At 62.7% G+C, this 20,508-nt stretch carries 15 protein-coding genes; 4 read left to right on the top strand and 11 right to left on the bottom strand.

Annotated features, from left to right (window positions below):
• Positions 1-25: 25 nt before the first annotated feature.
• The gene (lgt, locus tag J3P94_RS26280) at positions 26-835 is read left to right on the top strand and encodes a prolipoprotein diacylglyceryl transferase (RefSeq protein WP_434570407.1); all 810 of its coding nucleotides are present in this window, start codon (positions 26-28) and stop codon (positions 833-835) included.
• A gap of 49 nt (positions 836-884) precedes the next feature.
• A complete protein-coding gene (locus J3P94_RS26285) occupies positions 885-1,856 on the top strand; it encodes a thymidylate synthase (protein WP_305497569.1) in 972 nt (323 codons plus the stop codon).
• 135 nt (positions 1,857-1,991) lie between these two features.
• Here the strand turns inward: J3P94_RS26285 and cadR are convergent, their stop codons facing one another.
• Positions 1,992-2,438: a Cd(II)/Pb(II)-responsive transcriptional regulator gene (gene cadR / locus J3P94_RS26290; protein WP_434570409.1), complete on the bottom strand. Its 447-nt coding sequence runs from the start codon at positions 2,436-2,438 to the stop codon at positions 1,992-1,994.
• A gap of 85 nt (positions 2,439-2,523) precedes the next feature.
• Between cadR and J3P94_RS26295 the strand changes: the two genes are divergently transcribed.
• Positions 2,524-4,743 (top strand): heavy metal translocating P-type ATPase, encoded by a 2,220-nt coding sequence (locus tag J3P94_RS26295; protein WP_434570411.1) that lies wholly within the window; start codon positions 2,524-2,526, stop codon positions 4,741-4,743.
• Positions 4,744-4,947: 204 nt separating this feature from the next.
• Here the strand turns inward: J3P94_RS26295 and J3P94_RS26300 are convergent, their stop codons facing one another.
• The 3 genes from J3P94_RS26300 to J3P94_RS26310 are packed head-to-tail and all read right to left on the bottom strand — an operon-like array spanning position 4,948 to position 10,156.
• Positions 4,948-7,995 carry an efflux RND transporter permease subunit gene (locus tag J3P94_RS26300; protein WP_434570413.1) on the bottom strand — a complete coding sequence of 1,016 codons (3,048 nt, stop codon included), beginning with the start codon at positions 7,993-7,995 and terminating at the stop codon, positions 4,948-4,950.
• Complete coding sequence (locus J3P94_RS26305) at positions 7,992-9,056, bottom strand: efflux RND transporter periplasmic adaptor subunit (protein ID WP_434570415.1); 1,065 nt, start codon at positions 9,054-9,056, stop codon at positions 7,992-7,994. Before J3P94_RS26305 ends, J3P94_RS26300 begins: the two co-directional genes overlap by 4 nt.
• The gene (locus J3P94_RS26310) at positions 9,053-10,156 is read right to left on the bottom strand and encodes an efflux RND transporter periplasmic adaptor subunit (RefSeq protein ID WP_434570417.1); all 1,104 of its coding nucleotides are present in this window, start codon (positions 10,154-10,156) and stop codon (positions 9,053-9,055) included. Before J3P94_RS26310 ends, J3P94_RS26305 begins: the two co-directional genes overlap by 4 nt.
• Before the next feature lie 125 nt (positions 10,157-10,281).
• Between J3P94_RS26310 and J3P94_RS26315 the strand changes: the two genes are divergently transcribed.
• On the top strand, positions 10,282-11,442 hold the full coding sequence (locus J3P94_RS26315) for an AAA family ATPase (RefSeq protein ID WP_434570419.1): 1,161 nt from the start codon (positions 10,282-10,284) through the stop codon (positions 11,440-11,442).
• A 281-nt stretch (positions 11,443-11,723) separates the two neighbouring features.
• On the opposite strand, the gene J3P94_RS26320 is transcribed toward J3P94_RS26315, so the two are convergent.
• The 7 genes from J3P94_RS26320 to J3P94_RS26350 form a co-directional block, all read right to left on the bottom strand.
• Positions 11,724-12,506: a MetQ/NlpA family ABC transporter substrate-binding protein gene (locus tag J3P94_RS26320; RefSeq protein ID WP_434570421.1), complete on the bottom strand. Its 783-nt coding sequence runs from the start codon at positions 12,504-12,506 to the stop codon at positions 11,724-11,726.
• A gap of 276 nt (positions 12,507-12,782) precedes the next feature.
• A complete protein-coding gene (locus tag J3P94_RS26325; RefSeq protein ID WP_434570423.1) occupies positions 12,783-13,718 on the bottom strand; it encodes a sigma 54-interacting transcriptional regulator in 936 nt (311 codons plus the stop codon).
• Between the two features lie 47 nt (positions 13,719-13,765).
• Entirely contained in the window at positions 13,766-14,347 is a 582-nt protein-coding gene (locus J3P94_RS26330) for an alpha/beta hydrolase (protein WP_434570425.1), read from the bottom strand.
• Between the two features lie 224 nt (positions 14,348-14,571).
• A complete protein-coding gene (locus J3P94_RS26335) occupies positions 14,572-14,817 on the bottom strand; it encodes a DUF2789 domain-containing protein (protein WP_434570427.1) in 246 nt (81 codons plus the stop codon).
• Positions 14,818-14,873: 56 nt separating this feature from the next.
• On the bottom strand, positions 14,874-17,309 hold the full coding sequence (locus tag J3P94_RS26340) for an alpha/beta hydrolase (RefSeq protein ID WP_434570429.1): 2,436 nt from the start codon (positions 17,307-17,309) through the stop codon (positions 14,874-14,876).
• A gap of 9 nt (positions 17,310-17,318) precedes the next feature.
• Positions 17,319-18,761, bottom strand: a complete 1,443-nt coding sequence (locus J3P94_RS26345) for a TIGR01777 family oxidoreductase (RefSeq protein ID WP_434570431.1) — start codon at positions 18,759-18,761, stop codon at positions 17,319-17,321.
• Complete coding sequence (locus tag J3P94_RS26350) at positions 18,754-19,242, bottom strand: cell division protein (RefSeq protein ID WP_434570433.1); 489 nt, start codon at positions 19,240-19,242, stop codon at positions 18,754-18,756. Before J3P94_RS26350 ends, J3P94_RS26345 begins: the two co-directional genes overlap by 8 nt.
• Positions 19,243-20,508: the final 1,266 nt, after the last annotated feature.

Below are 20,508 nucleotides of genomic sequence, written 5' to 3' on the forward strand. Positions count from 1 at the left end.
TTTTTGACGTTCACGAGGAATATTAATGCTGCCTTACCCGCAGATCGATCCGGTTGCCCTGGCCATCGGCCCGCTGAAAATCCACTGGTACGGTCTCATGTACCTGATCGGTATCGGTGGCGCCTGGTGGCTGGCCTCGCGCCGGCTCAACCGGTTTGACCCGACCTGGAACAAAGAGAAGCTCTCGGACCTGGTGTTCTGGCTGTCCATGGGCGTGATCGTTGGCGGGCGCCTGGGTTATGTACTGTTCTACGACCTGAGCGCCTACCTGGCCAACCCGACGCTGATCTTTGAAGTCTGGAAGGGCGGCATGTCGTTCCATGGGGGCTTCATCGGCGTGATGCTGGCGGCGCTGTGGTTCGGCAAGCGCAACAACAAGTCGTTTTTCGAACTGATGGACTTCGTCGCGCCGATGGTGCCGATCGGCCTGGGCGCCGGGCGCATCGGCAATTTCATCAACGCCGAGCTGTGGGGCAAGCCGACGGACGTGCCGTGGGCGATGGTCTTCCCGCCGTTCAGCGACCCGGCCCAATTGCCGCGCCACCCGTCGCAGCTGTACCAGTTCGCCCTGGAAGGCGTGGCACTGTTCCTGATTCTCTGGTTGTTCTCGCGCAAGCCGCGGCCGACCATGGCGGTGTCGGGCATGTTTGCGCTGTTCTACGGGATCTTCCGTTTCATCGTCGAGTTCGTCCGCGTACCGGACGCCCAGCTCGGCTATCTGGCGTGGAACTGGCTGACCATGGGCCAGGTGCTGTGCCTGCCGATGATCATCGGTGGCCTGGCGCTGATCTGGCTGGCTTATAACCGTGCACCGGCTGCGGCGGCCAAGGTTTAAAATTCGGACCCCGGGGCGCTGGCCCCGGGTTCAAGGACACAGGTAACCCATGAAGCAATATCTCGACCTGGTGGCTCACGTCATCAAGAACGGCACCAAGCAAGCCAACCGCACCGGCGTGAACACCATCAGTTTCCCTGGCGCGATGCTGCGCTATGACCTGAAGGAAGGCTTTCCCGCCATCACTACGCGCAAGATGGCCTTCAAGTCGGCCATCGGCGAGATGTGCGGTTTCTTGCGTGGCGTGAACAATGCCGCCGAATTCCGGGCCCTGGGCTGCAAGGTCTGGGACCAGAATGCCAACGAAAATGCGCAATGGCTGGCCAACCCGTTCCGCCAGGGCGAGGACGACCTGGGCGAGATCTACGGCGTGCAATGGCGCAAGTGGCCGGCCTACAAGCAGATCCCGCTGAGCAACCCTGCCGCCATCGAGCAGACGCTGGCCCAGGGTTATCGGCAGATCGCCGAAGGCGAAGAAAACGGCCAGGCCTACGTGGTGCTGTACAAGGCCATCGATCAGGTTCGCCAGTGCGTCGACACCATCATCAAGGACCCGGGCAGCCGGCGCATCCTGTTCCACGGCTGGAACTGCGCCCAGCTCGATGAAATGGCCCTGCCACCGTGCCACCTGCTGTATCAGTTCCATCCGAATGTCGAGACCCGGGAAATCTCCCTGACCCTCTACATCCGCTCCAACGACCTGGGCCTGGGCACGCCGTTCAACCTCACCGAAGGCGCCGCGCTGCTAAGCCTGATTGGTCGCCTGACCGGTTATACGCCGCGCTGGTTCACCTATTTCATCGGCGATGCCCACGTCTACGAAAACCACTTGGACATGCTCAATGAACAGCTCACGCGCGAGCCGTTCCCGATGCCCCGACTGGTGATTTCCGAGCGCGTGCCGGAGTTTGCCAAGACCGGCGTATACCAGCCCGAGTGGCTGGAGCAGGTCGAACCGAGCGACTTCTCCCTCGAAGGCTACCAACACCATGCGCCGATGACCGCGCCGATGGCGGTCTAGAAAACGCCACCATCCCTCTGTGGGAGCGAGCTTGCTCGCGATGAGGTCCTCACATTCAACACAGATGTTGACTGATAGACCGCTGTCGCGAGCAAGCTCGCTCCCACACTGGATCTGCATGCGCTGCAGGTCAGGTCAATGCCCATGACTCCTGCCCACATGTGAATGCTCAACCTCCGGCGCCACCGCCCCGCTCACCTCCAACCGTTGCAAGATCCCGCACTGCTCAAGATCCGGCCCTTCGCCACAGCGATGGCGCAGGTCGATCAGTTGCGCCTGCAAGGCCTGCAGGCCGTCGATGCGCGCCTTGACGTGATGGATGTGTTCGTCGATCAGTGCGTTGACGCTCTCGCATTGGTCCTGGGGGCTGTCGCGCAAGGCGAGCAGGCTGCGGATTTCCTCCAGGGTCATGTCCAGGGTCCGGCAGTTGCGGATGAACGTCAGCCGCTCGGCATGGGCCTGGGTGTAGACGCGGTAATTGCCGTCACTGCGGGCCGGTTCCGGCAGCAGGCCCTCGCGCTCGTAATAGCGGATGGTCTCGACCTGGCAGTCGGTGATTTTCGCCAGTTCGCCAATCTTCATCGGATGAACTCCAAATAGGTGCTTGACCCTATAGTGGCTACAGGGTCTTTACTGCGCAACAGGCACTTTTCACGGACGTAACCCGATGAACGATTCCATCCATACACCCCGACCCGCTCATGGCCATGAGCACGGGCACTCCTGCTGCTCATCCAAGGCAGCGCCGGCGGTAGTCACGCTCGACAAAACGCCGACGGACGGTGCGCGGCTGAGCAGTTTTCGCATCGAAGCCATGGACTGCCCCACCGAACAGACACTGATCCAGAACAAGCTCGGCAAGCTTGAAGGCGTGCAGCGACTGGAATTCAACCTGATCAACCGTGTGCTGGGCGTCACCCATGACCTGCCCAGCGACACGCCGATCATCAAGGCCATCGAGTCCTTGGGAATGCAGGCGGAACCGTTGACGGCTGGCCAGGACAAACCGACTCACACCCCGCCCGCCCCAGCCAAACCATGGTGGCCGCTGGCGTTGTCCGGCGTCACAGCATTGGGCGCCGAGGTGATTCACTTCACCAACGCCGCGCCGAACTGGGTCGTCGCGTTGGTGGCGCTGGTGTCGATCCTCAGCGGTGGCCTCGCCACCTACAAGAAGGGCTGGATTGCCCTGAAGAACCTGAACCTGAACATCAACGCCCTGATGAGCATCGCCGTGACCGGCGCGGTGTTGATTGGCCAATGGCCGGAAGCGGCGATGGTGATGTTCCTGTTCACCGTGGCCGAACTGATCGAGGCCAAGTCCCTCGACCGTGCGCGCAACGCCATCAGCGGCCTGATGCAGATGGCGCCGGAACAGGCCACCGTGCAGCAGGCCGATGGCAGTTGGCAGGTCCAGGAAGTGAAGAGCATCGCCCTTGGCGCGCGGGTGCGGGTTCGCCCCGGTGAGCGCGTCGGGCTGGATGGCGATGTGGTCGCAGGTCGCTCGACCATCGACCAGGCGCCGATCACCGGGGAAAGCCTGCCGGTGGACAAGACCGTGGGCGACAAAGTGTTTGCCGGCACCATCAACCAGGCCGGCGAACTGGAATACGCCGTGACCGCCGCGGCCGATCAATCCACCCTGGCGCGGATTATCCATGCCGTGGAGCAGGCCCAGGGAGCCCGGGCACCGACTCAGCGCTTCGTTGACCGGTTCTCGACAATCTACACCCCGGCGGTGTTTGCCCTGGCCTTGGCTGTGGCCGCCATACCGCCGCTGTTCATGGGCGCAGTCTGGTTCGACTGGATCTATAGGGCGCTGGTCCTGCTGGTGGTCGCCTGCCCATGTGCACTGGTGATTTCCACCCCCGTGACCATCGTCAGCGGCCTGGCGGCAGCGGCGCGCAAAGGCATCCTGGTCAAGGGCGGCGTGTACCTGGAGGGCGGCCACAAGCTCGATTACCTGGCCTTGGACAAGACCGGCACGATCACCCACGGCAAACCGGTGCAGACCGATTACCTGGCACTCGACCCCAGCGTGGAAACCACCGCACCGGCCCTGGCCGCCAGCCTCGCGGCGCGGTCGGACCATCCGGTATCCCGGGCGATTGCCCATGCGGCTGTGGATAAACAATCGGCGCAGCAGGTTGTGGATAACTTCGCGGCGCTTGCCGGGCGTGGCGTTCGCGGTGACATCGGCGGCCAGACCTATCACTTGGGCAACCATCGCCTCGTGGAAGACCTGGGCCTGTGCTCTCCCGAGCTGGAAGCGAAACTCTTCGCCCTGGAAAAACAAGGCAAGTCCGTCGTGCTGCTGCTCGACACCACCAAGCCTCTGGCGCTGTTTGCTGTGGCCGATACCGTCAAGGACTCCAGCCGCGAAGCGATCCGGCAGTTGCATGACCTGGGCATCAAGACACTGATGCTGACCGGCGACAACGCCCACACCGCCGAGGCGATAGCCGCACAGGTGGGCATGGACCGAGCCCATGGCGACCTGTTGCCGGAAGACAAGCTGCAAATCATCGAGAAGCTCTACGCCGGGGGTCACCGGGTCGGCATGGTGGGCGACGGGATCAATGACGCCCCGGCCCTGGCCCGCTCGGAAATCGGCTTCGCCATGGCGGCGGCCGGCACCGACACCGCCATCGAGACCGCTGACGTAGCGCTGATGGACGACGACCTGCGCAAGATTCCCGCGTTCATCCGGCTGTCGCGGCAGACGTCGAGCATCCTCAAGCAGAACATCGCCCTGGCGTTGGTGATCAAGGCGATTTTCCTTGGGGTGACCTTTGCCGGGTTCGCCACCATGTGGATGGCGGTATTTGCCGACATGGGGGTGAGCTTGCTGGTGGTGTTCAATGGGTTGCGGTTGTTGCGCAAGTAAAGATTGACGGTGACTGGAAGGGCCCTATCGCGAGCAAGCTCGCTCCCACAGTGGTTCTTTGTTGCTCATAGAATATGTGTTCACTAAAGATCCCTGTGGGAGCGAGCTTGCTCGCGATGGGCTGCGCAGCAGGCCTTATTGGGGCCGCTTCGCGGCCCAGCGGGAGCAAGCTCCCTCGCCACAAGGGCAGCGAAGGCTGCCGTGTCAATCACGCTTGGGCTCGCGGATCTTGTACCAGGCCACATACAGCGCTGGCAGGAACAGCAGCGTCAGCAGCGTGGCGACGATGATCCCGCCGATCATCGCGTAGGCCATCGGGCCCCAGAACACTTCCCGGGCGATCGGGATCATCCCCAGGCTCGCCGCCGCGGCCGTCAACAGGATCGGCCGGCGCCGGTGCTCGGTCGCTTCCACCACCGCATCCCAGGATTCATAGCCGTCACGTTCGTATTCGTCGATCTGGGTCACCAGGATCACCGAGTTGCGGATGATGATGCCGATCAGCGCAAGGATCCCGAGGATCGCCACAAAGCCCATGGGCGTACCCGTCGGCACCAGCGCCAGGACCACGCCGATCAAGCCCAGGGGCGCGACACTGGCCACCAGGAACAATTTCTGCACGCTGTGCAACTGGATCATCAGGAACGTCGCCATCAGGAACAACATCAGCGGCACCACGCTGGCGATCGGCCCCTGGGCCTTGCTGCTTTCCTCCACCGTGCCGCCGGTGGCGACCTTGTAGCCTACCGGCAATCTGGCGGCGAACCTGTCGATGTCCGGTTGCAGTTGCCGCACCAGGTCCGTCGGCTGGATTTCATCGCGCACGGCAGCCTTGATGGTGATGGTCGGCTTGCGGTCGCGGCGCCACACCAGTGGTTGCTCCAGCTCGTAGCGCACCGTGGCAAAGGCCAGCAGCGGAATCGAGGTCCCGCCCGGTGTGACGATCTGCAGGTTCTGCAAGGTTTCCGGCGAACCGCGCTCGGCGTCTTCGGCGCGACCCACCACGTCGATCAGGTAGATATCGTCGTTGACCTGGGTCACCGGCGAGCCGCTGACGATGCTGTTCATCAGCCGGGCCACGTCATCCGAAGACAATCCCAGTTGCCGCGCCTTGTCCTGGGCGATGTCGATGCGCAGTACTTTGCCCGGCTCGTTCCAGTCGTAGATGATCTCGCCAATGTGCGAGTTCTTGTCCAGTTCGGTGGCAAGCTCGATGGCATGCTTGCGCACCTGGTCGATGTCCTTGCCGCTGACCCGGTACTGGATCGGCCGGCCGACCGGCGGGCCCATTTCCAGCGCCTGCACGTAGCTGCCGATGCCGACGAAATCTTCACGCAGGCGCTTTTGCAGGCGTTCGCTGAGGGCCGCGCGTGACTCCAGATCCTTGCTGACAATCACCAGTTGCGCGTAGTACGGGTTCTGCAGTTGCTGGTCCAGCGGCAGGTAGAAGCGAATGGCGCCTTCGCCGATGTAAGTGCTCCAGCGCGCGATGTCCGGGTCGCCCTTGAGGGTCGCCTCCAGGCGATCGACCGCCTTGCGCGTCTCGTCCATCGAGGCGTTCTGCGGCAGGTTGAGGTCCACCAGGATCTCCGGGCGGTCCGAGGACGGGAAGAACTGGTTCTGTACGAAGCGCATGCAGAATACCGCCAGCGCGAACAGCAGCACGGTGATGCCGATTGCCCACCAGCGATTGCGCATCGCCCACAGCAGGCCACCGTTGAAGGCCCGTCCGACCCGTCCCGGCTCGTTGCTGTGGGGCTTTACGTTGGGACTGAGAATGTGCACGCCGATCACCGGGGCGAACAGCACCGCGACGATCCAGGACACCAGCATCGCCACGGCAATCACCGCGAACAGCGTGAAGGTGTATTCGCCAGCCGAACTGGCGTTCAGGCCGATGGGCACAAAACCGGCCACGGTCACCAGGGTCCCGGTGAGCATCGGAAAAGCGGTCGAGGTATAGGCAAACGTCGCGGCCTGATCCTTGGAATCGCCTTTTTCCAATCGCGTGACCATCATTTCCACGGTGATCATGGCATCGTCCACCAGCAAGCCGAGGGCGATGATCAATGCACCGAGGGAAATCCGCTGCATGGTGATGCCGCTGTATTCCATGAACACGAACACCATCGCCAGCACCAGCGGGATCGAGCAGGCCACCACCAGCCCGGCGCGGATGCCGAGGCTGACGAAACTGACCACCAGAACGATGATCACCGCCTCGAACAAGGCGCTGGTGAAGCCGCCGACGGCTTCCTCCACCACTTCGGCCTGGTCCGACACCGTATGCACGCCGACGCCCACCGGAAGGTCCGCGGTCAGTTCGTCCATGCGCGCATGCAGCGCCTTGCCGAACTCCTGGATGTTGCCGCCCTTCTTCATGGCAATGGCAAGACCGATCGCCGGCGTGCCGTTGAAGCGGAACATCGGCGTGGCGGGATCGACGTAACCACGGCGAATGTCGGCGATATCGGCGAGGCGATAGAAACGATCATTGAGTCGCAGGTTGACGTTGGCCAGGTCCTTTTCCGATTGGAACTGGCCGGACGTGCGCACGGAGATCCGCTCCGGCCCGGCGTCGATCACCCCTGCCGGGGTCACGGCGTTCTGCGACTGCAGGCTCTGCACCACCTGGCGCTGGTCGATGCCCAATGCGGCGAGTTTGCGCGTGGAAAAATTCAGGTACAGCACTTCGTCCTGCTCGCCGACCATTTCCACCTTGCCCAGGCCGGGCACGTCGCGGATCTCGGCGCGCACCTGTTCGACATAATCGCGCAACTGACGCATCGACAGGCCGTCGCCGGTGAAGGCGTACACGGAGCCGTAGACATCGCCGAACTCGTCGTTGAACCCCGGCCCCTGCAGGCCCTGGGGAAATTCGCCGCGGATGTCGTCAATCTTCTTGCGCACCTGGTACCAGATCTGCGGGATTTCCTCCGCGCCGGTGGTATCGCGCAGATACACGAACACCGTCGACTCCCCCGGCCGGGTGTAACTCTTCACATAATCGAGGGAATCGAGCTCTTCGAGTTTTTTCTCGATGCGGTCGGTGACCTGGTCGAGGGTTTCTTCCTGGGTCGCGCCGGGCCAGCGGGTCTGGATGACCATGGTCTTGATGGTGAACGACGGGTCTTCTTCGCGGCCCAGGTTCATGTATGAGAACACGCCCATCAGCAATGCGACGAACATCAGGTACCACACGAAAGACTGATGCCGCAGGGCCCATTCGGATAAGTTGAAAGGCCCTTTCATCGTGCGTCCTCGTCGAGTTTCACTTTTTGCCCCGGCTGGAGACTGTTCACCCCGGCGCTGACCACGCGGTCGCCAGGCTTGATGCCGTTGGCGACCAGGACCGAACCGGCCGATCGCTCGATAATCTGTACTTCTCGTGGCGAGACTGTCTGGCTCTGCGGGTCGATCAGCCAGATTCGCGCCTTGCCGTCGACTTCCTGCAACGCGCTGAGCGGCAGCTCGATGCGCGGTTCGATGGCCGAGCTCAGAGTCACGCTGATGGCGGTGCCCAGGCGAAAGCCCGGCGGGGTATCGGTCAGGGTCAGGCGCGCGCGGCGGGTACGGGTGGCGCTTTGCGCCTGAGGCTCGATCTCGCGCACGATGGCCGTGGTGCGGGTCGCCGGGTCGAGTTGAGCGGCGACCTCGAACACCACATCCTCGGGCAGGCGCTCGGCCAGCCCGGCGGGCAAGTCGATCACCGCTTCCTTGACGTCCGGGCGGGCCAGCGTCACTACTTGCTGGCCGGCGGTCACCACCTGCCCCGCCTCGGCCGTCCAGGCGGTGACGACCGCGTCATGGTCGGTACGCAGTTCGCTATAGTTGAGCTGGTCGCGGGCCTGTTCCACCGTGGCCTTGGCCTGTTCCAGGGAGGCAGCGGTGGTTTTCAGGTCCGTCTGGGCGATGTCCAGTTGTGCCTGGGCACCGACGCCACGGTCGAACAATTGCTGCTGACGACGGGCATTGGCCTGGGCATTGATGTACTGCGCCTCGATCCGCGCCAGGTCGCCCTGGGCGGCGCGCAACTGGTTCTGCTGGTCGGTGGGGTCGAGGGTTGCGAGCAGGTCGCCCTTCTTCACTTCCGCGCCAACATCGACGTTGCGACTGGCGATGCGCCCGGGCACACGAAAACCCACGTTGGTTTCGTAGCGCGCCTGGATATTCCCGGCGAAGCGTCCCAGAGCCTGCTGGTCCAAGGCCCGGACCTCAATGGACAACACCGGCCGCACCGGCTCCGGCGGTGCTTCTTCTTTCGAGCAGGCGGCCAGCAGCAGGCCGGCCGCGACCATCCACAGGCGCTTCATGGCTGGGCTCCTGACGGGTTTTTCTCATAGCTGTTTTCAGCGATCTCGACGCGCATGCCCGGATGAAGCAACTGCCCGCCGGCAATGATGACTTTTTCGCCGCCCTTGAGCCCGTCGCTGACGATGACCTTGCCGGTCAGGTAGCGGCTGACGGTGACGTTGTGCAACTGCGCCTTGCCTTCGCCGTCCACCAGCCACACGGCCGGATCACTGAGATTCTTGGTCAGTGCCGACCAGGGCAGCTCCACGGCGGTTTTTCCTGCGGATTTGGCGGTGGCGCTAACCACCGAACCCAGGCGCATGCCTTCGGGCAAGTCATTGAGCGTGACCTTGACCTGCACGGTGCCGGTCTCGGCGGACACCGCCGGGGTGATCTCGCGCACCGTACCGGTGGTCTTGATGGCAGGGTTGTCGAGCAGGCTGATGACAATGTCCGGCGCCGATGGCGGTTCGCTCAGCAGCGACTCGTAGATGTTGAACACCGCGTCGCGCTCACCGTCCCGGGCCAGGCTGAAGATCGGCTCCGTGGCCTGGACCACCTGGCCCACTTCGGCCTGGCGCGCCGTGATGATGCCCGGCGCCTCGGCGATCAGTGCGGTGTAGCTCAGCTGTTCGCGGGCATTGGCCAGTTGTGCCTGGGCCGCCGTCAGCGCGCTCTGGCTGCTGCGCAGTTGCGCCTGGGCCGCGTCGTATTCGCTTTGGCTGGTGTAGCCCTTGGGCAAGAGCTTCTGCTGGCGCACAAATGCCGCCGCACTCTGCTTGACCCGCGCCTGTTCGGCGGCCACCTGGGCCTCGGCGGAGTCGACGTTGGTCTGCAGGTCCCGCGGATCGAGCCGGGCCAACACTTGCCGGGCCGAGACCCGGTCGCCGACGTCGACTTTGCGCTCGATGATCTTGCCGCCGACACGAAACGACAGGTCAGCCTGCACGCGAGCCTGGACATCGCCGGTAAGCGTCACCGAGGCGGCGTATTCGGAAGGTATGGCCTGCTGCACGAAAACCCGTGGCAAGGCTTTTTCCTCGGGCTTCTTGTCACCGCACCCCGCCAACACCGCACACACGCCCAAGCCAACAATCAATTTGATTCCAGGACCAGCCATGCAGACTCCTTTGCGTTGTACGGACGTACCAGTGACGATACGACTGTGAGCTTAGAACAGGGTTCACCGAATGCACAGGAATCGGGCAGACTCGTCTGTGACATCCATGTACGAAGGGAATTCGCATGCTCACGACCCTGGCGGTGGCCAACTACCGGTCCATCAACAAACTGGTCATCCCGCTGGGCAGGCTGAACCTGATCACCGGGCCCAACGGCAGTGGCAAATCGAATCTGTATCGCGCCCTGCGCCTGCTGGCAGAGACGGCGCAAGGTGGCGTGGTCAATGCCCTGGCCCGTGAAGGTGGGCTGGGCTCGACCTTCTGGGCCGGCCCGGAAGAGATAAGCCGTCGCATGCGTAACGGCGATGTACCTGTGCAGGGCATCGTGCGTCAGGGCAGCATGCGCCTGCGCCTCGGATTTGCCGGGGAAAATTTCAGCTATTCGATCGCCCTGGGCCTGCCGGAACCCAGTCGTTCGGCGTTTTCACTGGACCCTGAAATCAAGCGCGAATGCATCTGGGCCGGACCGGTTTACAGGCCTGCCAGCTTGCTGGTGGACCGCAACGGGCCGATGATCCGCGCCCGTGAAAGCCGTTCGTGGGACGTATTGGCCCAACACACCCCGACCTTCGATAGCCTGTTCGATCAGGTCGGCAGCCTGCGCGCTTCGCCGGAGGTCCTGCAGATGCGCGAGTTCATTCGTCGCTGGCGCTTCTACGACCACTTTCGCAGCGATGCGGACGCCCCGGTGCGCCAGCCGCAACTGGGCACTCGCACCCCAGTGTTGCACCACGACGGACGCGACCTGGCTGCAGCGCTGCAAACGATTCTGGAGATAGGCGACTTCGAAGCCCTGCACGCCGCCATTGGCGATGCGTTTCCTGGCGCTCAACTGCACATTGACAAACTGCAGGGCGGACGTTTCGCCATCGCCTTCCAGCAACACGGCCTGCTGCGACCGTTGTCGGCCGCCGAGCTGTCCGACGGAACCCTGCGCTACCTGCTGCTGGTAGCCGCACTGCTCACGCCGCGCCCGCCCTCGCTGATGGTGCTCAACGAACCGGAAACCAGCCTGCACCCCGATCTGTTGCCGGCCTTGGCACGCTTGATCATCCGCGCTTCGGCCAATTGCCAGGTCTGGGTCGTGTCCCATGCCACACGCCTGATCGCCGCGCTGGAGCAGGATGAAAACTGCAATTGCATCGTGCTGGAAAAAGACTTGGGACAGACCGCAATCGTCGGACAGCGGATGCTGGATGAGCCGGCGTGGCATTGGCCTGAATAATTAGTGACTGACAAACCGCTTTCGCGAGCAGGCTCGCTCCCACAGTGGTCGGTGTTGCTTCATCCGTGGCGAGGGAGCTTGCTCCCGCTGGCCTGCGGAGCAGGCCCCTCTGTTCTTGAGGTAGACCGCATCAGCCGGTTTTGCGACTGCTGCGCAGCCGAGCGGGAGCAAGCTCCCTCGCCACGGGTAAGCCGTGCCGCTACACGATATGTTGAGCACAAAAACGCCGACGCTGTATCAGCCGTCGGCGTTTGTAACTGCGTTAAGGTCTTCCGCGCCAATCAGAACGCCGGCAGTACCGCGCCGCTGTATTTCTTCTCGATGAATGCCTTCACTTCCGGGCTGGTCAGCGCCTTGGCCAGTTTCTGGATGGCCGCGCTGTCCTTGTTGTCCGGACGAGCCACCAGGAAGTTCACGTAAGGCGAATCCGAACCTTCGATCACCAAGGCATCCTTGGCCGGGTTGAGACCTGCTTCCAGGGCGTAGTTGGTGTTGATCATGTCCAGGTCGACCTGATCCAGCACACGCGGCAGCATGGCCGATTCCAGTTCCTTGAACTTGAAGTTCTTTGGGTTCTCGGCGATGTCTTTCGGCGTTGCCAGGGCGTTTTTCGGGTCCTTGAGTTTGATCAGGCCAGCCTTCTGCAACAGGATCAGGGCACGACCGCTGTTGCTGCCTTCGTTAGGGATGGCGATGGTCGCGCCGTCTTTCAGCTCAGCCAGGCTTTTTACTTTTTTCGAGTAGCCGCCAAACGGTTCGACGTGGACGCCGATCACCGTCACCAGGTTGGTGCCTTTGCCTTCGTTGAAGCTCTTGAGGTAAGGCAGGGTCTGGAAGTAGTTGGCGTCAAGGCGCTTCTGGTCAACCTGTACGTTGGGTTGTACGTAGTCGGTGAACACCTTGATCTGCAGATCAACGCCTTCTTTGGCCAGGGCCGGCTTGATCAGCTCGAGGATTTCTGCGTGGGGTACCGGTGTGGCAGCCACGACCAGTTTTTCCGCCGCCTGGGCCAGGCCCGAGGTCAGGGCTGCCGCCAATGCGGTGAACAACAGAACCTTTTTCATGCAGTGTCCTTATCGAATATCACTGTCGTCATGGACGACGGCCAAATGTGGATGTGCCAGCGAAGTGCTATCGCTGGCGTGATGCGGAAGATACCGATATTTTTTATGCCTTAACAATATCTTTTATTCAAGTTCATATTCATTTTGCTCATATAAGGAAACCGCTCTTGTGGTGAGGGAGCTTGCTCCCGCTCGGTTGCGCAGCAATCGCAAATCTTGGGTCCGCTGCTCGGCCCAGCGGGAGCAAGCTCCCTCGCCACAGGTGGGCGTCCTGATCTATAGCGTTTGGTCCAGTCGATCGAGCAGCGCCTTGAGGGCGGTGCGCTCAGCTTGCGAGCCCTGTGCAATAACCTGCTCCACCTGCCACTCGACCAGTTCCAGGGCTGAAAACTGGGACGGCAAATTCAGATGCTCCGGCAAAATCTCATCGCCGGCGCTCACCAGCAATGCAAAATGGATAACGTTCTCCAACTCGCGGGTGTTGCCCGGCCAGCTGTGGCGTTCAAGCGCCCGTTGCGCCGGTTCACTGATCAGCGGCACGGCCAGGCCAAGGCGCTGGCTGTAGATGCCCAGGAAATATTCGGCCAGGGACAGGATATCGCCCACCCTCTCGCGCAAGGCGGGTAACTCGAGCTGCCCCTCGCTCAGGTAGTGATAAAGCCGGTCATGAAATTTTCCAGCGGCCACCGCTTGCGCCAGATCGATGCTGGTGGCCGCTACCAGGCGCACGTCCACCGGGCTCGGTTGTTGGGCGCCGACACGTGTGACCTCATGGTTTTCCAGCGCCGCCAGCAACTTGATCTGGATCGGCAGCGGCAGGTCTCCGATCTCATCCAGGTAGAGCGTGCCGCCGTTGGCCGAGCCGAACCACCCGGCCCGACTGCTGGCCGAACCGCTATAACTGCCGGCGGAATAACCGAACAATTCGGCGTCGGCATAGGTCGGGCTGATAGCGCCGCAATTGACCGAAACAAACAGCCCACCGCGATTGCTCTCGCGATGGATATGCCGGGCCAGCAGCTCCTTGCCGGTGCCGGTTTCGCCGCGAATCAGCACCGAAATCGCCCGTGGCGCCAGTTGTTCCAGCTCCTGGCGCAACTGCCGCGAACGCGGGTCGACGAACACCAGTGCCTTGGCACGGATGCTCAGGGGGCTTTTTTCCGAGTCGGGAAAGGTCAGCAAGGGCTGACCGAAGGTTTCATGCAGGCTCATGGCAGGCTCCCGCCCCAAACCGCCGGCGAGACGGAGGGCATTAAAATTCAGGCGCGACGCAGGGCGTGATGCTCCATGCGGTTTTGCAAACGATAGAGATAAGCGAAACCCTGCTCCCAGCGCTGGTGGCCGGACTTCACATTGATGTGCCCCGCCCCGGCCAGGATCCCGGCCTCGGCCCCCCAACTCCGCGCCAGCTCCATGGCGCGCGCGGCACTGACCGCCGCGTCGTTGTCGGAACTGACCACTTGGCTGGGAAACGGCAACAGGTCCGTGGGAATCGGCGCGAAGTTGCGTAGCGCCGGGGCACAGGCGGGGCGCTCGACATCCGCCGGAGCCACCAGCAACGCGCCACGCACCTGCCGCAGGAATGGCACCGGCGCGGTGGCGGCCCAATGGGCCACCGTGATGCAACCCAGGCTATGGGCGATCAGGATCACCGGTGTGCTGTCGCTGGCGATGGCTTCGGCCAGCGCGGCGACCCAATCTTCACGCCGTGGCGTCAGCCAGTCAGCCTGCTCGACCCGGGCACTGTTGGGCAGACTGTTCTGCCAGTGAGTTTGCCAATGATTTTCCGGCGATCCTTGCCAGCCCGGCACAATCAGGTAGCGAATCGATTCGTTGCGCATGGGTGCTCTCCTGCGTGTCTGTTCCCGGACGAGTATAAGGAGGAGAGTTATATTATTTAAGGAATAAGAAGCTATTTGGTAATACTAAAATCGAATAATCAGATCATCTCAGTGGGAGCGAGCCTGCTCGCGAATGGAACCACTAATCAGCATAGATACGGCAGACATACCGCTTTCGCGAGCAGGCTCGCTCCCACAGTTCGTCACAGTTTCTTTACCGCGAGTCACTCGCCCCGTCCCTTTCGCAACAGCACGTCGAGTTGATCTACCACCACTGCCCAGTCGGCATCTTCAAGGATTTCGTCGCGCAGCAACTGCCGCTGGCCCTCGCTCCAGAAGAACGCATCGGACAGGTGCAGCTCGGGCTTGAGCGGCGAGTGGCTGGCGATGAACTGATCGATGCTGACGGCGTCGTCGGGCAGACCGAGTTGTTTGAATAACGCGGGCAGCGTATGGACTGGGGATTCCATGCGGGACTCCTGAGCATGAACGGATGGCTGGCTGATGTTCCTCAGTCTAGACCCTCCTACTCCACCAGCCTCAACTCCCCATCGCAATACACCACCTCACGCCCCAACCATCCCACGTCAACTTGAGGCAGTACCGCCGACGGTTTGCGCAGTTCACGCAGCAGCGTCGAGCCATGGGACAGGCGGCCGCCCATGCGTGCGATCACGGCGCGGGCGCCTTGATAGTGAGCGTGGCGGCCAGGGTCCAGGGTGTCTTCCAACAGGATGTCCTCGCCGAGGATGCCCTGGGCCTGGCCCGGGTAGATCAGGAATCCGCTCGCCTGCTCGGTGCCTTCACGGCCGTCCTGCCAGAAGCTGCCGTCGCGGCTGCGGATGTCCCGGTGCGGCGCGAACCAATGCTCGCGGTCGGCGCTCGGCATGGCGTGGTGCAGGCGGAAAAAGATCCGCATCAGGTTGTCGCGATACCATTCGCGCACCTGCAAGTAGTAGCCGCGCAGCCCTGGCAGGCCGGCGTCATGGGCCAGGCGAATCGCTAACGGCCATTGCGGGAAGGGTTGCAACGGCAGATCGGTCGGCGCCGGGCGCGGCGTTGCCGGATCGGTTTCCCAAGGCAAGCGATGAGGGCTGTGTTCGAGATTGTCATAGGCGGTCGGCGGTCGTCCCAGCCAGTCGCCGCCACTGCTGGCCAAGGCGCTGGCGATGCACAGGTTACCCTGCACCACGAATACGTAGAAGCGGGTAAACCAGTCGGCCAGTTGCTGGCCGTCAGCGCCTTGTCCGGTCAGTTCGTGCAGCTCTCGGTCGAAACGGCGCAAACCGTTTTCCAACGTAAGCAGATGTCCGCGAGCGATACGCTGCATGCGCAAAAATAACGGCAGCGACCGCAGCAGGCGCAGCGGCCGCCAAGGCAGGTGCGGCGTTGCCCCACCGACCTCGCCGGCATAGCTGCTGGCGCTGATGCCCCAGTCGGACAGCCGGGCGAGAAACAGGTCGTTGTTGATATACGAGGCGCCACCAAACACCGCGGTGAAAGGCTCGTTGTCCTGCAAAATCCGTGAATCCCAACGCGCCATGATCGCCGGAATGCTTGCCGCCGCGCGACGCTGGGCGTACTCCACCAGAACGCTGGGTTGTGGCGGCAGGATCTCGGCGATGTTGGCGGCGGTCAGGTGACGGCGCCAGCCGTAGTCGCTGATCGGCCGGTATTGCAGCAACCAGAGTTGCGTGCCGTCCCAGGCCCATTCAACATCGCCGGGCACGTAGTGGAAGACCCGCAGCACGCCTTGGAGAAACTGCCACAGCGCTTCGGCGGTCAGGCCATGGGCCGGCGTGAATGTGCCGCTGTTCCAAGACTCGCCGAGACGGGAAATGATCGCTCGCTCAGGGCTCACCTTGCCATCGGCCAACGACTCCAGATGGCCGTCGACCCATTCCAGCTCAACCGAAAGGTGACGCACAAAGGCGATCCCGGACAGCCGTGGGGTGATGAAACGCTGCACCACCACTTCCTCGACACCCGCCGCGCTCAGCTCGGCAATGCGTGTCGGCACATTGTGTGTCGGCTCGCGCAAGTAGGTGGTGCTCAAGCCCGCATTGGCCGCATCGGCCTGATCCTCCCCGTAACTGGAGGAACGCACGGCCCAGGCAGCATCCGGCTGGCTGCACAAAAATCCTGGCAAGCGTGGATCATGACAATCGCTGAGTGACAGTGCCGCTGGCACCGGCTGCCCGGCCAGCTCCGCCAGGCGCAAGCGGCCGCCTTTGGTGTGCGCGACGAACCCGCGCTCGCCGGACTCCAGCCAGGCGGCGAATTCAGCCGGTGAGTCGATCCACGGGTAGTGGCCCCAACCGGGCTTCAAGCTGATGGTCAAGTCGGCGCGGGCGAGAATGGCTGACCATGCCGCTGCCTGGGCGATGCCGAGCATCTTGTCCTGATCGCCCCATACCAGTTCGACCGGGTCGCTGATCCACTCCAGCAACGGCAACGCGGTGTCGGCGCGCACCAGATCCCAATGCGGGACAAAGGCCCGGCAGCGGGCATAGCCGGCGCCCATGCGCTGGTACTGCGCGGGCGTCCATTGCTGGCGGGAGAATTTGTGGGCGAACAGCCTTGGCTTGTTCGCCAGCAGCCAATGAATGGTCTTGCGAATCGGCAGCGGCGACATCAGCGCCGGCAATCGTCGCTGCCACAAGAACGCGCCCACCGGCGCCAGCAATACGCTGCGGCAAAAGTGCCCGGGCCGGCGTTGCAAGGCGTGCAGCACCAGCAAAGCGTTCACCCCGACCGCCATGATCGCGCTGCCCTTTACCGTTGCCGCGAGCAACGCCTGTGCGTAGGCCGCCAGGTCTTCACAAGGAGCCTGAGGATTGTCGCCGAAACCGGGCAGCTCCAGCGGCACCACGTCGTAGCGTTTGAAGTGCGGCAACGCGTCGTCCCACCAATCGGCAGCGCTACCGTTGCCGGCCAGCAGGTACATCCTCGGCTTGCTCATGGACAGTCCTCAGGCCAGGTCGCGCAGGGCAGCGTCGAGTGTGGGGTAACGGAACGTATACCCGGCCTGAACGAGACGATTGGGCACCACGCGCTGGCCGTCGAAAAACAGCTGGGCCATCTCGCCGGCCAGGGCGCGCACCGGCGCGGCCGGGATGTGGAACCACACCGGGCGCTTGAGCGCCTGGCCGACACGTTCGGCGAATAAAGCCTGACTGACCGTTTCCGGCGCTACCAGGTTGTAGGTGCCGCTCAGGCTTTCGTCTTCGAAGGCACGGGCAATCACCTGGATCACGTCGTCGCGGTGCACCCAACTCATGATTTGCCGACCATCGCCCATCCGCCCACCGAACCCCAGGCGAAACGGAATCAGCAACGGCAGCAACGCACCGCCCGGACCGAACACCACGCCCAGGCGCATCACCACCTGTCGCACGCCCAACTCGGTTGCGGGCCGCGCTGAGGCTTCCCAACGCGAACAGAGTTCGGCCATGAAACCATCGCCCTGGCTGGCGCTTTCATCGAGGCTTTCGCTGGCGTCGCGCACGCCATAAAAACCGATGGCCGACGCTTGAATCCACAACGCCGGTTTGTTCCGGGCGTTCTTCAACCATGTCATCAAGGCTTCGGTGGTATCGACCCGGCTGGCGATGAGTTGCGCCTGGCGCCTCGGACTCCAGCGCGGTCCGGCCACCGGCGCGCCCGCCAGGTTGATCAGTACATCGAAGGTTTCGTCATGGCCCAGCTTGCCCAGCGAACGCACGCAGCGGGCGCGGCCGTCAAACAGATAGGCCGCCCTCAATGGATCGCGGGCCAACACGCTGACCGTGTGCCCGGCATCGAGCAACTGATTGACCAGGGTCTCGCCGATAAACCCGGTGCCTCCCGTGACCAGCACGCGCTTGTAGGCACCACCGGCAAACGGGTTGCCCGGCTTGCCCTGGCGCTGCATGCGCAAGGCGGCCAAGCCGTCGCGAATGCCCGAGGCGGTGACGCCGATGGCAAACAACGTCAGCAGCCAGCCGCGCCAGCCCAGGTCGATCGTGCTCAGGCCGGTCGGCAGGCTCGCCCACTGCGCCAGTTGCACGCCGTACAGCGCGAAGAAGGCCCCACCGTTGACCGCCAGCACGGTGTGCATGATGCGCTCGATGGGCGGCAGTTTGCGGCTACGGTCCTCGACCACGAAATCCCACAGCGTCAGGCCGATCTCCAGGGCGAACAGCAGCGCGATGACGATCGCCCATGTCCCTTCGAAGGCCAGATGCGCGATACCCAGGAACAGGATCCCGTAGAAACACGAGCGCAGGGAGTGGATGGAGAGTTCCAGCCGCGCACTGTGGCGATAGGGCAAGGCAACGGTGAGTTCATGGTGATACAGGGTATCCAGCGCACCGAGGATGGCCTGGGCAATCAGCAGGGCAATGGCCCAGTCCAGCGGCGAAAAATCAGGCATGGTTCGACTCACTCGATGTGTTGTCGGTCAGGGCGGGGCGGCGATCATGGCGATAAAGCCAGAACAGCGGCGGCAGTAAAACAAGTAATGCAAAGCTGTCGAACCACAGGTGCGACCAGACCCGCGCCTGGGCGGAAACCAGCATGTCCTGAGGCGCCCAGAGCAGAATGCCGACGATCAGCCAGCCCCAGGGCATGGCACTTTTCAGGCGATCGCCGAGATGGACCAGCGCGAGCATATATAACGCATAGCTTTGCAACGTGGCGCCGAACAGCGCCAGCCACCAGACCTGTTGCGTGCGGACGGTAACTGGCACGATGTCCGCACCCCAGAACGCCTGCTCGATGGTGTTCAGGTAATCATCGAGCAAGCCGGAGTGAGCGGCCCAGGTCAGCGTAAGACCGGCGAGCAGATGCATCAGGGCCGCAGCGTACAGCCAAACGACCAGGGCTTTGCGAAGGGGGCTGGGAGGGACTGGCATTCCGTGTCCTGAAGGCTTGCTTGGAGGCGGCAAGTCTAATGGAAAAGGAAGGGGCTTTACTTGGCTAACAAGCCGGGCAGCGATAAATAAAATCCACTGTCTGGAGTCAGTTGGCGGGGAGATGGATCGGCTGGAATTCAAGCGTCAGGTTGAAAGGCCTGTGGTGAATCGAAGACCGCCTTCGCGAGCAGGCTCGCTCCCACATTGGACCTGTGCTGGCTGAGATATCTGCAACAACCCCAACCACCTGTGGGAGCGAGCCTGCTCGCGATGGCGTCAGCCCAGACACCCCATAACCGTGGCGAGGGAGCTTGCTCCCGCTGGCCTGCGCAGCAGGCCCCCAGCATTCTTTCAGGCAAACCGCATCGCCTGGTTTTGCGACTGCTGCGCAGCCGAGCGGGAGCAAGCTCCCTCGCCACAGAGATCGGCTTGAGGACACTATTCATCAGTTTGCGGGAAATGGATCGGCTGGAATTCAAGCGTCAGGCTGAAAGGCCTGTGGTGGATTGAAGACCACCATCGCGAGCAGGCTCGCTCCCACATGGACCTGTGCTGGCTGAGATATCTGCAACAACCCCAACCACCTGTGGGAGCGAGCTTGCTCGCGATGGCGTCAGCCCAGACACCCCATAACCCGTGGCGAGGGAGCTTGCTCCCGCTGGCCTGCGCAGCAGGCCCCCAGCATTCTTTCAGGCAAACCGCATCGCCTGGTTTTGCGACTGCTGCGCAGCCGAGCGGGAGCAAGCTCCCTCGCCACAGAGATTGGCTTGAGGTCACTCTTCATCAGTTGGCAGGAAATGGATCGGCTGGAATTCAAGCGTCAGGTTGAAAGGCCTGTGGTGGATTGAAGACCGCCTTCGCGAGCAAGCTCGCTCCCACATGGACCTGTGCTGGCTGAGATGTTTGCAACAACCCCAACCACCTGTGGGAGCGAGCCTGCTCGCGATGGCGCCCTCCCAGACACCCAAAACCCGTGGCGAGGGAGCTTGCTCCCGCTGGCCTGCGCAGCAGGCCCCCAGCATTCTTTCAGGCAAACCGCATCGCCTGGTTTTGCGACTGCTGCGCAGCCGAGCGGGAGCAAGCTCCCTCGCCACAGAGATTGGCTTGAGGTCACTCTTCATCAGTTGGCGGGGAAATGGAACGGCTGGAATTCAAGCGTCAGGTTTAAAGGCCTGTGGTGAATTGAAGACCGCCTTCGCGAGCAAGCTCGCTCCCACAGGGTTTTGTGTCGAATTCAAATATATGATCAACACCGTCCAACCTGTG

The sequence above is a fragment of the Pseudomonas sp. Z3-8 genome (assembly GCF_051131975.1).
Taxonomy (GTDB): Bacteria; Pseudomonadota; Gammaproteobacteria; order Pseudomonadales; family Pseudomonadaceae; genus Aquipseudomonas.